The following is a 14,769-nucleotide window of genomic DNA, read 5'->3' on the forward strand; positions in this document are numbered from 1 at the left end:
GTGAAGTACCAAAAAATATTTGGCACTGACATTCATCGACACACTGTTGAGTTCTCAAAGAACACGCACACACCATCACCACGACCCTATGGCCGCCGCTCCGGGGCAACTTTTCCAGCCTATCCCAACCAGGTCACCGGCGCAAACCGGAACCCCGTGAAGAAAAACTGGATTGTGTTCGCCAGGCACTTCGTACAACCTCGTGTCACTCACCCTCGCAGGTGGGAGTCGGTGTCCGTGTCGCTCTGACCTGGACAAAGTTACGCGAAGATCAACACAACACCAAATCGCCAGGTCAGAGCACTGCGGTCGGTAAACTTCACGGAACCCAGTACCTCTCGGCCAGTTCTTCGACGATCGGATCGCCTTCCTCGGCCTGTTCCAACGCTTCGAGATCGTCGTTGATCGACACCAGCCGGGGATCGTCACCCTCAGCTTCCTGAATCGGGTGCCGACCGTCCTCGGCGAGTTGCCTCAGTAGCTTTTCCTTGACGCGCGCTTTCAACGAATCAGCCATACCGCCAGCATGTGCCGCTCCGGCCCAGTTGTCGAGGCCTACTCGTCGTCCTTCTTGCCGAAGACACGTCGTGCCGTCGGAATCAGGATGATCAGCGCGCCGAGCAGAACGATGAGCGAAAAAACCTGCAGTGCCATGTCGACCTCTTACCGTCACGCCGGCGCGAGCCAGCTCCCCCACGGGGTGTTTCGAACAACCGTAAATGCAACGAGAACTCCGAGCACCACGATCGTCACAGTCGGCCGAAGCACGATCATGCGATCCCGCGTGCCTTTCCAACGGCGCACTGTCCAACCGATCCACGCGATCACCAACACCGCGACAAACGGCACGATCAAGACATTGCTGGACACTGCGGCGCCAACATCCAGATTAGTCAGGTCATTGACCGCACGAAGGCCACCACACGCCGGACACCACAATCCCGTCAACGCATACATCGGACAAACGCCGTAACTACCCTCACTGTGGGGATCACGGAAGTGGAGAACCGCGGCGGCCGCCACCGCCACTGCAGCAACACCGACGGGTGCGGCCAGCGCGCGTCGTCGACTTGCGACCACTTCCAACTCCATGACACCCACTGTAAGAGACCTCGGCAGCGACTAGCGCGCGCGAACGACTACCGACCGGACCACCATGTCGTGCCAGCACTGGTGCTTCGAGTCCCAGAGCGGCCAGAGATAGTTGAGGAAGCAGGCGCCACCCAGGATCGCCATCATGATCCAACGAAGCAGCGCCATCACCGGGCCGAGAGGCACACCGTCGGACTCCCGAATCACCGAAATTCCCAGCCACTTCTTGCCGAGCGTCTGTCCGGTGTTCCCTTGCCTGAAGACGAGATTCCACACCTCGATCAAGAAGATCGCCAGTATGCCGACGACCATGACGATCACCCCGACCGGATTACCGCCTTCAGCGCTCACGCTGCCGTCGTCGTATGTGGTCACTTCGGATCCGGAGAACGCGATCACTGCTCCGATGCCCGCGAGGATGACGCCGGGGAGCGGAACGACAAAGCCGTCGAGAATTGACGCGAGCACCCGAGAGATCCAGCTTGCGTACGGATAGGCGGGCGTCGGCGGCTGATAACCCTGCGGCGGCATCTGCCCGTACGGCGGCTGATTCTGCGATGGTTGGCCTGGCCCCCAGTTCTGATCCGACATCGAGGTCTCTCCTGTTCAGGCACGTGTTCGCCGAACTCAGGATAAACCGCACATACGCAAGAATTGGGAACTAACGACAAGAGCCCCACATCCGGATTTCCGGGTGTGGGGCTCTTGGCTGAGCTGCCTGAGAGAATCGAACTCTCGACCTTTTCATTACGAGTGAAATGCTCTACCGACTGAGCTAAGGCAGCGTGCCTTTCGGCGGTGGCGAGTCTATCTGGTCAACCCCCGGATCGCGAAAACGGGGGTCGGAAAGCGGCTCCGATGGAGGCAACCATCGCATCGAGCGCCCACTGCAACTTGACGTTGAAGTCGACGGCCTCGCGGCATTCGAGCACCGCTTCGATGCACTTGAGCAACCCCTCCGGGGACGTGCGTGCAGCCAACTCGGCGGCCTGCCGAGCCATGTCGGGATGGGTCGCCGTCGACGTCGACCCCAGCGAATAGGAAAGCGCGTCCCGGTACATGCCGGCCAGGTCGATCAGCGTCCGGTCGAGAAGATCGCGGCGGGCCCGGGTGTCGCGCGATTTCTGACGCGCTTCGAGGTCCTTGATCAGACCAGCCGATCCGCGCAGAGTCCCGGCTGTTCCCTTGCCGGTTCCACCACCACCCAAGGAGACCTTGAGCTCCTCGAGTTCCTGTTCCTTGAGTTCGGCGTAGAACGCCTTGGTGTCAGCCTCGATCGACTTCACCAAGTTCTCTGCGGCCTTGTACGCCGTCGAAGCACCGATCGCGTCTGCGGCTAGCCGAAGCGAACGCTGACGCTCGTCCCGCGCGCTCTCGTCAGTGGCGAGGCGCCGCGCCCGACCGACATGTCCGCCGCTGATCGATGCGGCGATTCTCGCTCGCTCCGGATCCAGCCCGTCGCGGTCGATCAGTACCTGGGCGATCGATTCGACGGACGGCGTCACCAACGGCATGTGCCTACACCGCGAACGGAGGGTGACAGACATGTCTTCCGGATCGGTCGTCGGCGCGCAGAGCAGGATGACCGTGCGGTCCGGTGGCTCCTCGACAACCTTCAGCAGGGCGTTGGCTGCGCCTTCGGTCAAACGATCGGCATCCTCGACCACGATGACCTGCCACCGCCCCGTCGTCGGCCGACGCGAAGCGATGTTGACTATCTCGCGCATGCCTTTGACGCTGATGCTCAGGCCGTCGGGGATGATCCGTCGTACGTCACCGTGGGTTCCACCCATCGTCGTCGTACAGGCATGACACTCACCGCACCCTGGTGCACCGTCGGAGGTGCATTGCAGGGCTGCGGCGAAGCAGAGAGCAGCAACCGAACGACCAGAGCCGGGTGGCCCGGTGAAGAGCCACGCGTGGGTCATCTCCGAGCCGCTGGAATCGCCACGAGCAGACAGCGCAGCATCACGCAGGCTCTGCTCGACGTCGTGCTGACCCACCAGCCGACCGAACACACCTCGTTCGGCCACTTCAGTACTCATGCAAAAACCCTAACCGTCGGCACCGACGAAGCCTTACGAGTCCTTCTTCGCCGGAGCCTTCTTGGCGGCAGCCTTCTTGGCCGGGGCCTTTCTTGCGGCTGTTTTCTTGGCAGCGGCCTTCTTTGCCGGAGCCTTCTTGGCTGCTGCCTTCTTCTTGACGGGACCGCGGGCCCGACGATCAGCCAGCAACTCCGACGCACGAGCATCAGAAATGGATTCGACGTCGTCGTCCTTGCGAAGGCTGGCGTTGGTCTCGCCGTCAGTGACGTACGGACCGAAACGGCCGTCCTTGATCACCATCGGCTTCTCGCTGACCGGATCGACGCCCAACTCACGCAACGGAGGCGTTGCCGATGCCTGACGCCCACGACGCTTCGGCTCGGCGTAGATCTTGAGCGCTTCGTCGAGCGTGACGGTGAACATCTGCTCTTCGTTGGCGAGCGAGCGTGAGTCCGTGCCCTTCTTCAGGTACGGACCGTAACGGCCGTTCTGCGCGGTGATCTCTTCCTTGGATTCGGGGTCGACACCCACCACGCGCGGAAGCGACAGCAGACGAAGTGCATCTTCTAAGGTGATCGTCGCCAAATCCATGGACTTGAGCAGCGATCCCGTCCGCGGCTTGGGGCCCGCGACCTTCTTGGCAGCCTTCTTCGCGGGTGCCTTCTTGGCTGCGGCCTTCTTCACCGCAGTCTTGGTACTGCCCGAACTGATTTCTTCCGGCTCGGGAGCGGAGACGGGAACGATGTCCGGTTCCGGCTCGGCCGGCGGTTCGGGCAGGATCTCGGTCACGTAGGGACCGAAGCGGCCTTCCTTCGCGACGATCTCGTGGCCCGTCAGTGGGTCGACGCCCAGCTTGCGGCCCTCTTGAGGCGTCGAGAACAGCTTCTCGGCGTACTCGGGAGTGAGCTCGTCCGGCGGCAGGTCGTCGGGAAGATTTGCCCGCTGCGAGATCAGATCGCCTTCGGGATCGTCCGGGTTCTGAACCATGCGCTCGAGATACGGGCCGAACCGGCCGACGCGCACGTGCACCTCGCGGCCCTCGGCGTCGTCGAAGAGACGGATGGAGTTGACCTCGCGAGCGTCGATCTCCTCGAGGTTGACTCCGACCATCTTCTTCAGCCCGCCCTCGCGGGCGACCGAACCTTCTGCGCCTGTCTCGCCGCCGAAGTAGAAGCTGCTCAGCCAGTTGCCGCGCTGCTCACGGCCACCGGCGATCGCGTCGAGATCGTCTTCCATTCCTGCCGTGAAGTCGAAGTCGACCAGCCGGCCGAAGTGCACCTCGAGCAGTCCGATGACGGCAAACGCCACCCAGGACGGAACCAGCGCGCTGCCACGTTTGTAGACGTATCCGCGATCGAGGATGGTCTTGATGATCGACGAGTAGGTCGAAGGACGGCCGATGCCGAGTTCTTCGAGCGTCTTGATCAGGCTGGCTTCTGTGTAGCGAGCGGGCGGGTTGGTGCTGTGCCCGTCCGGATCGAGCTTGGTGGCCGTGACTTCCTGGCCCTTGACCAGTACCGGAAGCCTGGATTCGGCGTCGTCGGACTGACCGCCGGCTTCTTCGTCGACACTTTCGACGTAAGCCTTGAGGAAGCCGGCGAACACGATGGTGCGACCCGAAGCGGAGAACGTGCAGTCCTCGCCGGTTCCTGCCGTGCCGGAGATGCGGAGCGTCAGCGTCGTACCGCGGGCGTCGGCCATCTGCGAAGCGACGGTCCGCTGCCAGATCAGTTCGTACAGCTTGAACTCGTCGGAATCGAGCTTGGAATGCAGCTGACCCGGGGTCTGGAACACGTCGCCGGCGGGGCGGATCGCCTCGTGAGCTTCCTGCGCGTTCTTGACCTTGCGGGTGTACTGACGCGGCGTCGGATGGACGTACTCCGGACCGTACAACTCGGTGGCCTGCGCACGAGCGGCTGCGATCGCCGACTCCGAGAGCGTCGTCGAGTCGGTACGCATGTAGGTGATGTAGCCGTTTTCGTACAGACGCTGCGCGATGCGCATTGCGCGCTCGGACGTGAATCGAAGTTTGCGTCCGGCTTCCTGCTGGAGCGTCGACGTCATGAACGGCGGGTAAGGCTTGCGCGTGTACGGCTTGTCCTCGGCGGAGGAAACCGTGAGGTCGACGCCCTGCAACGCTTCCGCCAGACGACGCGCGTACGCCTCGTCGAGCACGGTGACCGCGCTGCCCTTGAGCTTTCCGTCAGCTCCGAAATCGCGACCGGAGGCGACACGCGAACCGTCGACGGAGACGAGGCGAGCACCGAAACTACGCGGGCTGGCCTCTGCACCGGCGTCGAGCGTCGCGGAAATGTCCCAGTACGACGCCGACTTGAACGCCATGCGCTCGCGTTCACGCTGGACGATGACGCGAGTGGCCACCGACTGGACGCGGCCGGCCGAGAGCTTCGGCATGACCTTCTTCCAGAGAACCGGGCTGACCTCGTAACCGTAGAGACGGTCGAGGATGCGGCGGGTTTCCTGAGCATCGACGAGGTCGGTGTCGAGTTCGCGGGTGTCTTCGGCGGCAGCACGGATTGCCGGCTCGGTGATCTCGTGGAAGACCATTCGACGAACCGGAATCTTGGGCTTGAGAGTCTCGAGGAGATGCCAGGCGATTGCCTCGCCCTCGCGGTCGGGGTCAGTTGCGAGGAAGAGCTCGTCGGCGTCCTTCAACAGAGACTTGAGTTCGGCGACCTTGCCCTTCTTTTCCGGGCTCACGACATAGAGCGGCTCGAAGTCGTGATCGACGTTGACGCCGAGACGGGCCCATGACTCGCCCTTGTACTTGGCCGGAACGTCTGCTGCGCCGCGCGGCAGGTCGCGAATGTGACCGACCGATGCCTCTACGACGTAGTCCTTACCGAGGTAGGGAGCGATTTTGCGCGCCTTGGTCGGTGACTCGACGATCACGAGGCGACGAGGGTTACCGGACGCTCCCTGACCGCTGCCGTTGTCCGCTTTAGCCACCTGCTGCCCGAGCCTTCCTTTGGACGTTCACTGCCGTCGGCAGATCTTCAGAACTAGACGTGTGGAGCAAGTTATACCCCGTGTCTCTCTTTACAGAGTGACATACCCGCAAGACATTCGTGCAGATCAGTACAGTATGGGCTCCGTCGGACACGCGGCATGAGCACCGTCGGACACGCGGCATGAGCACCGTCGGCCGCGAGGCAAGAGCACTGTCAGACGTGCGGCCAGGCGACCGAAGTGTCGACGTGTTTCGGCGCCTCACCGAGGTATTCGACGAGCTTTGTCAGTCTCTTCTTTCCCGACACACGGAGCCCCGGGCCCGGTGTCCGGTTACCCAGTTGAGTCGGCGCGATACCAACCCGCATCAAGGCCTGAGCCAGCGGTGCGTGCGTCTCCTTGGCATGGGGGTCGAGGCCGAACACGAATCGCTCGCCGCCTTCTTCGAGCCTGCCGGCCGCGACGGCCCACACCCGGAGTTGGCGGGAGTTCGGTACCCAACCGACCGGCACCGCCTTCACAGCTCCCTTGGTCCACTGCACGGACAGCGGAAGGAGTGCGGGCGTCGACTGAGTGCGGACCAATGGGCTGCCTTCTTCACTACGCGTCACCTCGGCCCCGAGTCCGCACTGCGCGATCAACTCGGCAACGGCCTGCGCTCTCCAGTCCCGATCCACGACGATCGAGATCCGGGCACGGTCCTCCGAGGTCACGACCTGACCCGGTCCGGCCAGCATTCCGGCGAGGTCCGTCACGGCAGGTGGAATCGACTCGGCAGAGAAAAAGGACAGTTGGCTCACAGAGTGAAACGTAAGCCACGAAGGTACTGACGGCATAGACGACCGGCCGTGGTCGAACAGCTGCGTGCATTACCTCGGACAGAGAAAGACTGGCTCAGCCCGAAAAGATTTGTCCCCCACCGCACGGATGCGATGGGGGACAAATACTGTCCGAACTAATCGCTCAGCGAGTGAGCGGAAAAATCAGACCGCGCGAACGCCGGTAGCCTGGGGACCCTTGGTGCCCTGGCCGACCTCGAACTCCACACGCTGGTTCTCCTCGAGGGTACGGAAGCCGTTGCCCTGAATTTCGGAGTAGTGAACGAAGACGTCTGCGGAACCGTCTTCGGGAGCGATGAAGCCGAAGCCCTTTTCAGCGTTGAACCACTTCACAGTGCCCTGTGCCATGCTTTTCCTTCTCTTTCTAACACCGGATTCGGTGAACAGCCCTTACAGTCCACCGGGCCGGTTCCGACCGCTGTACGTCTTTATTTCCCCCTCAGGAAAGGCAGAGCACCGCGCCCGCAACAACGATCCTGCGAGCGTGCACTTTCTCAAGCCTACGAACACAGAAGCTGCGACCGATTGTCAGTCAACCATGTTCTCCGCGTGCACAACAGTCGAAAAGGGAACTAAAAACGTTAAAAGTTCGCTACGAGAAAAACGGCCCACGATCGTGGCTTCCCGCTTCCGCGCCGACCACCCGGTTCCACCAAGACCGCCGGCCGTTGCGTATCATCAAAACTGCAGGTAGCGACAGTTTCCGATTGCCGCCACACCCCAACGCCGAGCCCGGAGAGTCACGTGAACGCACCTTCCCCGATCCCCGCCCCGGGAGGGAAGCCTGGCGACACCTACGGGCAGATGCTGCTCGATCGCGTCGTCGCCGGGGTCAGTGGAAGCGAAAAACCACTGATGTTCACCGCGCAGTTGCCTGCTCGCGTAGCCGAGTTCACCGAATGGCCGGAGTGGGTGCACCCCAGCGTCGTACGCGCGCTCGCCGAGCACAGCGTGCGGTCCCCGTGGATCCACCAGAGTGAGGCCGCCGACCTCGCTCACGAGGGAAAACACGTGGTCGTGGCCACGGGTACGGCGTCGGGTAAGTCACTGGCATACCAACTCCCGGTGCTGACGGCCATGGCGACCGATCCGCTCGCAACTGCCCTGTACCTCTCCCCCACCAAAGCGCTGGGCTCGGATCAACTGCGAGCAGTGCTGTCCCTCACCGACTTCGACGTCGAACTTCGCAGCACGAACGCCAGTGCGTACGACGGCGACACCTCGCAGGAACTCCGCACCTGGGCACGCGAGAACTCACGCTGGCTCTTCACCAACCCCGACATGATCCACATTTCGCTGCTCCGCACCCATCAGCGATGGGCGCACTTCTTCCGCAACCTGAAATACGTGATCATCGACGAATGCCACTCCTACAGGGGAGTCTTCGGATCCAACGTCGCGCTCGTGATCCGGCGACTGCGCAGGATTGCAGCGCGCTACGGCGCCGAACCTACCTTCATCCTGGCCAGCGCGACCACGGCAGATCCCGGCGCGGCGGCCTCGCGGCTCATCGGCGCACACTGCACCGAGGTCACGGAAGACGGATCGCCGCACGGCCCACGCACCGTCGCACTGTGGGAGCCGCCACTACTCGAGGCATTGACCGGTGAAAACGGTAGCCCGGTACGACGTCCCGCGGGCGCGGAAGCAGCGCGGATCATGGCTGACCTCATGATCGAGGGCGCCCGTACTCTCACCTTCGTCCGCTCCCGCCGCGGTGCCGAACTGACCGCGATGGCCACCAAACGTCTACTCGCCGAGGTGGACCCGGACCTCGCCGAGCGAGTCGCGTCGTATCGCGCCGGATATCTGGCCGAGGACCGTCGCGAACTGGAAGCTGCGCTCGCCGACGGCACGCTGCTGGGCGCAGCCACCACCAACGCGCTGGAGCTCGGCGTCGACATCGCAGGCCTCGACGCCGTTGTCGTGGCAGGCTTCCCGGGGACCGTTGCCTCGTTCTGGCAGCAGGCCGGTCGCTCCGGGCGACGCGGCGAGGGTTCACTCGTCGTGTTGATCGCCCGCGACGATCCACTCGACACCTACCTCGTTCACCATCCGTCGGCGGTACTCGACAAACCCGTCGAGGCGACGGTGACAGATCCCGGAAATCCGTACGTCCTGGGACCACAACTTCTCTGCGCTGCAATGGAACTCCCACTTTCCGATGTCGAGGTGGACGCTTTCGGGGCTCTCGAGGTTCTGACCAGGCTGTCGGAGGAAGGCAAGATCCGGCGCCGAAAGCACGGATGGTTCGTCACCGCCGATTCGAACCCCCACGGCTCTTTGGACATTCGCGGCGGTATCGGAACTCAGGTGGCCATTGTCGACGGTGAATCCGGCCGGATGCTGGGTACTGTCGATGCGGGCCGCGCTCCGGCCACAGTTCATCCCGGTGCCGTGCACATTCATCAAGGCGAGACCTATGTCGTCGATGAACTGGACCTCGACGTCGGACTCGCATTGGTACACACCGAGAATCCGGACTGGACCACCTCGGCCCGCGAGACCACCGAAATCACGATCACCGAACAACTCGAGCACAAGAACTACGGCGACATCGCCGTCGCTCTCGTCCAGGTCGAGGTGACACATCAAGTCGTCGGGTACCTTCGACGGTTGACTTCGGGTGAAGTCCTCGACTCGATCGAACTCGACATGCCCGCACACACTTTGCCCACCAGGGCAGTGATGTACACGGTCACGCCGGAACTTCTCGAATCCATCGGGGTGCCGCCCGAACGGTTCCCCGGATCACTGCATGCCGCCGAACATGCCGCGATCGGCCTGCTGCCGCTGGTGGCAATCTGCGACCGCGGAGACATCGGCGGCGTATCGACGGCGATGCACGCGGACACCGGACTCCCGACGGTCTTCGTCTACGACGGTCACGCCGGCGGCGCCGGGTTCGCCGACCGGGGGCACAGCGAACTGTCACGCTGGCTCACCGCGACGCGCGACGCCATACTCTCCTGCGAGTGCGCTCACGGATGCCCGTCCTGCGTCTATTCACCCAAGTGCGGCAACGGAAACGACCCACTCGACAAAGACGGCGCGGTCAAGGTTCTGACCGCCGTCATCGAGACGATCAGCTGAGACACGATCAGCCGACTGGACCCGCACGAGCGGAAGCCCGCGCATCACCGATCCCGAAGCCCGACAACAACACCGGTGCACGTATCTCGACCACCACATCCCACCCCTGCACCTCACATTCCGCGAGCACCGTACGCATACGCTCCGCGATGGCCGCGGACTTCGCACACGCAGACGCCTCACCTCCGTCCAAGGCGCCCGCACCGCCGAGAGCCGAAAGATCGGCGGCCGACTGAGCAGTGTGCCGGGCCACCACCGCGGACCCGACATGCAACATCCCACCAGTCACCATCACGATCGCTGCCAGAACGCAGCACGCCAGAACCGTGGCAACACCTTCGTCGTCACGTAGGTTCACCCCTCTTCCACCCCTGACTCCACAGCTGCCACCGCCTCGGAAGAAATGTCGACCAACGGCAGCAACGCACTCTCGGCGCTGACAACGGCAACGGCAAAGCCGTCCACGATCTCCACCGAGATCGACGCATCTTCGGGTGCGATCCGGCGGGCCGTGGCGATCGCAGACTCACGATCACCACGTGCCACCAACCGCGCGGCCTCACGAGCTGCGTCGACACACCGCACCTGCATCGACACCGCGAGGACACCACCGATACACAGCACGACCACCGTGACGATCGAAGCCAGAGCAATCGCGGCCTCGACCGTCACGGCGCCGTCGTCGGCTTGCCGAATACCTCTCGTGGACAACATCACACAGCTGTCTTGAGCGCCTTGTCAATGATGCCTGTCAGCGCCGAGACAATGTAGTCGCCGGTGACAACCGTGTACAGGACGGCACCGAATGCGGCGGCCGCAATCGTACCGATCGCATACTCCGCGGTAGACATACCGTCGTCCTCCGTTACCAACAGCGCAAATCTGGCCGACACCGTCCTGAGCGTCTTCGAAATCATTTCTCCCCCTTCATCGAAACCTGTGGCAGCACTTCTGCCGCAGGAGCTTTCACACGGATCCGGCTCACAACAGGCCGTTACCGAGCACAGTCGTGGCAAGCCCGATCACCACCGGGACGATGCCCAGGGCGATGAACGCCGGCAGGAAACACAGTCCGAGTGGACCGCTGATCAGCACTCCCGCACGTTCGGCCGCGGCAGCAGCCAGATCCTCGGCGTCACCTCGACTGCGCTCGGCGAGTTCTGCCATGGACGAGGACAGCGACGAACCCGAACGGGCGGAACGCCGAGCCATTCTGGCCAGCGCCTCGGTATCGGGATCGAGCGCGGCTTCGCTCCACGCAGCGTCAGGGTCGGCACCGAGCGTGAGAAGGTCGGCGACGCGACTGAGCGTGTCGGCCATCGGTTTCGGTGCCGTCGACGCCATCGCTGTGATCGCGGCGGAGACGGGAAGCCCCGCTCGCAGGCAGGCCCCGAGAAGGTCGAGACTTGCGGCAACCGCGAGTGGATCCGGCTTGTCCGGGGCTGAAACCGAATTTTCTGTTGTTGTGTCCGCGAACAGAATTTCTGCCGCCCTGGCCGAAGCGCCGCGGCGAGCGGGAATGATCGCGAGCGCCAACGCGATCATCGCCACGGATGCCCAACTCACGACGTGACCTTCGCAGTTATCCGGTCGGTCCAGAGCAAACCAGCTGAGACACAGGCAGTTCCGATCACGAGCAGCACGCCGCCGAGCCCACCGCCGAACAGCACGCGCAGAGGCGACGCCCCCATCAACTGGCCGAGGCCGATCCCCAGCAGCGGTAGAAAAGCCAGCACCGCAGCCGTCGCCCGAGCGCCCGCCAACCCGGCCTCGGTGCGCTGACGAAAGCGTCTACGCCCCAACATGTCCGTCCGGACCGCGCCGAGTAGTTCAGCCAGAGCCAGACCGTGTTGGTCTGCGACCCGCCAGACGGATCCGATACGGAAGAACTCACGCTCGATGCACGAATCCGGTACCGCGAAGGCCGCCGCGGCAGAACCACCGAGACGCGCCCTGGCCCCAGCGGACCGGAACACCGCACTTACTTCGCCGGTACATTCCTCGCCTGCAACAGAACTGGCAACTGCAGGATGCGCGCCGACGCTCAGCTCGGCGATCAGCACCTCCAGACCGGAGAGCAGCATCTTCTGTGAGAGGTCCCGGTTTTCGGCCGCCTTCGCGCGGCGCCCACGAAAGATCAAGGTTCCGGCGAGGACGACCGCCGCGCATCCTGCCGACAAGCCTCCGAGAACCCATGCAGCCGACACCGCGAAAAATGCGGCGACCAACTGCCACGGAATCTGCCGGGAGGGCTTGCGGATGCTCGGGGCGTACGTAGCGAGCCGAGCACGTGAATCCCGCACCGGCGCAATCGAGACCGCCAACGCGAGGACCAGGAAGGAAACTGTCACGTCCCGACCTCTCGATTGCGAAGCCGGAACATCCGCTCGAGCCGCTCACGACCCGAACCGCCGTCCGGCCATGCCTGCATGATTTGTACGTATCCGTCCGCACCGCGATCGATGACGCCGATCTGTTCGAGACGCCTCGATCCGTCGGCCGATCTGTGTACGTGCAGGATCACTTGAACTGCCGCGGCAAGTTGACTGTGCAACGCGTGGCGATCCATACCGCCGAGCGCAGCCAACGCCTCGAGTCTGGCCGGCACCTCTTCAGACGAATTGGCGTGAACGGTGCCGGCGCCGCCGTCGTGGCCGGTGTTCATCGCCGTGAGCAGATCCGTCACCTCTGCACCGCGGACCTCACCGACGACGATGCGATCGGGACGCATCCGCAGTGCCTGCCGAACCAGATCGCGCACCGTCACCTCTCCGACGCCCTCGACGTTGGGAGCCCTGGCGACGAGGCGGACGACGTGCGGATGCGGCGGCGCTAGTTCGGCCGCGTCCTCGACGCAGACGATTCGCTCGCGCGGGTCGACGGCGCCGAGCATGGCGGACAACAACGTGGTCTTTCCCGCGCCGGTCCCGCCGATCACCAGGAAGGCCAAGCGGCACGAGATGATGCGATCGAGGAGTTCGCGCGCGTCCGGTTCCACGGCGCCGTGAGCACACAGCGCGTCGAGACCCTGTGTTGCGGGCCGCAGCACTCGCAGTGACACGCAGGTTCCGCCCTGGGCCACCGGTGCGAGTACGGCATGAAGTCGTACCCCGAAGTGCCCGTCGCCGACGCCCCGCAGACGGCCGTCGACCCACGGTTGGGCGTCGTCGAGGCGTCGACCTGCCGACAGTGCCAACCGCTGCGCCAGTCGACGCACGGCTGCCTCGTCGGTGAACCGGACCCCGGACCTTTCGAGGCCGACCCCGCGGTCCACCCAGACCTGATCCGGCGCGGTCACCAGTACATCGGCGACACCGGGTTCGTGCAGCAGTGGTTCGAGCGGCCCTGCGCCTGTCAGTTCCGTCTGGAGCACCCTGACGACCTCCAACAGATCCGTGTCCGCCAGAACGCCGGAGGACTCGGCTCGCACGGCGTCGGCAACGGTGGCCGCCGTCGGCTCGGCGACCGACGACGCCGTCAGCCGCTCGCGAACTCGGTCGAGCAGTTCTGTCGTGACCAACGCGCTCATGCCGCAGCCCTGCGCGGGCGTGCGCCGGATTCGACGGCGTCGAGTACCGCTGTTGCCACCGCACTCAGCGGACAACCTCGGGTCAATTCGAGGCCACCGCGCTCGAGCATCGGCGCCAGCGAGCGGTGGCCGCGCATCACGGCCGTCAGCGGCAGGCCGAGCATGTCTGCCACATCGGCGCCGCGTAGGCCTCCCGGCGCCGGCCCACGCACGACGAGCCCGACATTGGAGTTGTGTCGCACCACCCAGGCTCCGACCTTCTCGGCAGCGACGCACGCAGCCACGGTGGCCGGAACCACCACGAGAACCAAATCCGACATCTCCAACGCGGCCTGACCTACCTCGCTGGGATGACGTGGCACGTCGCAGACCACGAGTCCGCCGGAACTGCGACCTGCGTCCAGCACGGCGCGAACGGCGGTCACTGTCGGACCGTCGATCTCGCGGCGACTGCTCGCCAGAACCCTCAAGAACTTTCCCTTTGCCGGCAGGGCATCGCGCAGCGCATCCGGGGCCAACCGCCCGCCCTCGACGGTCAGTGCACCCCAACGCAATCCGGGGGTCGTCTCGATGCCCAACAGCACATCAGCGCCGGAGCCGAGGGCGTCGACGTCCACCAGTAACGTCGGGACGTGACGTGCCGCCGACGTCAACGCGACAGCCGCCGCAGTTGCCGAGGCTCCGCCGCCGCCACAACCACCCACCACGCTCACGACGGTGCCGTCACCACTCACGTCTACGTGGTCGGCCAGAACTGCGACCAACGCGTTCTCCTCTTCCGGCAGGGACAGAACGCTGTCGGCTCCGATCGCGGTGGCGCTCTTCCAGTCGTCGACGGTCGGTGTGCCGTCGCACACGAGGAACACTCGCGTTCGTTTAGGGGAACGAGTCAGAGCATCCCGCGCAGCCGACGCGTCCAACACGACCGCCGAGGCCCGGTTCCACTGTTGCCGGGAAACGGGATGCTCGGCCTCGTCCAGACAGCGGTCCACCGCGGCAGCGACGCGGCGCACGCTCGCGAGGACCTTCGCGTCGTCGACGAGAACCAGAATGGGAGCCCCGGTTTCCCGAGAGTTGATCGTCGTGTTCATGACTGCAGAGCCTGAACGAGCACCGGCACCGAAAACAGTGGGTCGAGAGAGCCTGTGGACAACTGGGAAGTTGTGGAGAAACAGGCCTGAGACAGAGGACGACCCCCGCC

At 64.1% G+C, this 14,769-nt stretch carries 15 protein-coding genes and 1 tRNA gene; 1 reads left to right on the forward strand and 15 read right to left on the reverse strand.

Going from position 1 to position 14,769, the window contains the following annotated elements; translation table 11 throughout:
- Window positions 1-319: 319 nt before the first annotated feature.
- The 8 genes from ABX74_RS23805 to ABX74_RS23840 form a co-directional block, all read right to left on the reverse strand.
- On the reverse strand, window positions 320-517 hold the full coding sequence (locus ABX74_RS23805; RefSeq protein ID WP_003946112.1) for a hypothetical protein: 198 nt from the start codon (window positions 515-517) through the stop codon (window positions 320-322).
- Window positions 518-669: 152 nt separating this feature from the next.
- Window positions 670-1,092 carry a DUF2752 domain-containing protein gene (locus ABX74_RS23810; RefSeq protein ID WP_047889832.1) on the reverse strand — a complete coding sequence of 141 codons (423 nt, stop codon included), beginning with the start codon at window positions 1,090-1,092 and terminating at the stop codon, window positions 670-672.
- A gap of 30 nt (window positions 1,093-1,122) precedes the next feature.
- The gene (locus ABX74_RS23815; RefSeq protein WP_047889826.1) at window positions 1,123-1,683 is read right to left on the reverse strand and encodes an RDD family protein; all 561 of its coding nucleotides are present in this window, start codon (window positions 1,681-1,683) and stop codon (window positions 1,123-1,125) included.
- 121 nt (window positions 1,684-1,804) lie between these two features.
- Window positions 1,805-1,877, reverse strand: a tRNA-Thr gene (locus ABX74_RS23820).
- 30 nt (window positions 1,878-1,907) lie between these two features.
- Window positions 1,908-3,137, reverse strand: coding sequence for a DNA polymerase III subunit delta' (locus ABX74_RS23825; RefSeq protein WP_019746652.1), 1,230 nt, complete (start codon window positions 3,135-3,137; stop codon window positions 1,908-1,910).
- Window positions 3,138-3,170: 33 nt separating this feature from the next.
- Window positions 3,171-6,107, reverse strand: a complete 2,937-nt coding sequence (gene topA, locus ABX74_RS23830; protein ID WP_047889827.1) for a type I DNA topoisomerase — start codon at window positions 6,105-6,107, stop codon at window positions 3,171-3,173.
- 215 nt (window positions 6,108-6,322) lie between these two features.
- Window positions 6,323-6,907, reverse strand: coding sequence for a hypothetical protein (locus tag ABX74_RS23835; RefSeq protein WP_003946106.1), 585 nt, complete (start codon window positions 6,905-6,907; stop codon window positions 6,323-6,325).
- Window positions 6,908-7,090: 183 nt separating this feature from the next.
- On the reverse strand, window positions 7,091-7,294 hold the full coding sequence (locus tag ABX74_RS23840; RefSeq protein WP_003946117.1) for a cold-shock protein: 204 nt from the start codon (window positions 7,292-7,294) through the stop codon (window positions 7,091-7,093).
- A 456-nt stretch (window positions 7,295-7,750) separates the two neighbouring features.
- Between ABX74_RS23840 and ABX74_RS23845 the strand changes: the two genes are divergently transcribed.
- Window positions 7,751-10,039: a DEAD/DEAH box helicase gene (locus ABX74_RS23845; protein ID WP_047889828.1), complete on the forward strand. Its 2,289-nt coding sequence runs from the start codon at window positions 7,751-7,753 to the stop codon at window positions 10,037-10,039.
- Window positions 10,040-10,046: 7 nt separating this feature from the next.
- Here the strand turns inward: ABX74_RS23845 and ABX74_RS23850 are convergent, their stop codons facing one another.
- The 7 genes from ABX74_RS23850 to ssd all read right to left on the reverse strand — a co-directional run bounded on the left by ABX74_RS23850 (window position 10,047) and on the right by ssd (window position 14,659).
- On the reverse strand, window positions 10,047-10,397 hold the full coding sequence (locus ABX74_RS23850) for an Rv3654c family TadE-like protein (RefSeq protein ID WP_020905986.1): 351 nt from the start codon (window positions 10,395-10,397) through the stop codon (window positions 10,047-10,049).
- Window positions 10,394-10,753 (reverse strand): TadE family type IV pilus minor pilin, encoded by a 360-nt coding sequence (locus ABX74_RS23855; protein WP_029537448.1) that lies wholly within the window; start codon window positions 10,751-10,753, stop codon window positions 10,394-10,396. The genes ABX74_RS23850 and ABX74_RS23855 overlap by 4 nt, the downstream gene beginning before the upstream one ends.
- Entirely contained in the window at window positions 10,753-10,956 is a 204-nt protein-coding gene (locus tag ABX74_RS23860; RefSeq protein WP_047889829.1) for a DUF4244 domain-containing protein, read from the reverse strand. Before ABX74_RS23860 ends, ABX74_RS23855 begins: the two co-directional genes overlap by 1 nt.
- Before the next feature lie 64 nt (window positions 10,957-11,020).
- A complete protein-coding gene (locus tag ABX74_RS23865) occupies window positions 11,021-11,605 on the reverse strand; it encodes a type II secretion system F family protein (RefSeq protein ID WP_019746645.1) in 585 nt (194 codons plus the stop codon).
- Window positions 11,602-12,390 carry a type II secretion system F family protein gene (locus tag ABX74_RS23870; RefSeq protein WP_047889830.1) on the reverse strand — a complete coding sequence of 263 codons (789 nt, stop codon included), beginning with the start codon at window positions 12,388-12,390 and terminating at the stop codon, window positions 11,602-11,604. Before ABX74_RS23870 ends, ABX74_RS23865 begins: the two co-directional genes overlap by 4 nt.
- On the reverse strand, window positions 12,387-13,568 hold the full coding sequence (locus ABX74_RS23875; protein WP_047889831.1) for a TadA family conjugal transfer-associated ATPase: 1,182 nt from the start codon (window positions 13,566-13,568) through the stop codon (window positions 12,387-12,389). Before ABX74_RS23875 ends, ABX74_RS23870 begins: the two co-directional genes overlap by 4 nt.
- Window positions 13,565-14,659, reverse strand: coding sequence for a septum site-determining protein Ssd (ssd, locus tag ABX74_RS23880; protein ID WP_020905980.1), 1,095 nt, complete (start codon window positions 14,657-14,659; stop codon window positions 13,565-13,567). The genes ABX74_RS23875 and ssd overlap by 4 nt, the downstream gene beginning before the upstream one ends.
- Window positions 14,660-14,769 lie beyond the last annotated feature (110 nt).

Origin of the sequence: Rhodococcus sp. ARP2 (genome assembly GCF_001029585.1) — a bacterium.
GTDB lineage: Bacteria > Actinomycetota > Actinomycetes > Mycobacteriales > Mycobacteriaceae > Rhodococcus_F > Rhodococcus_F erythropolis.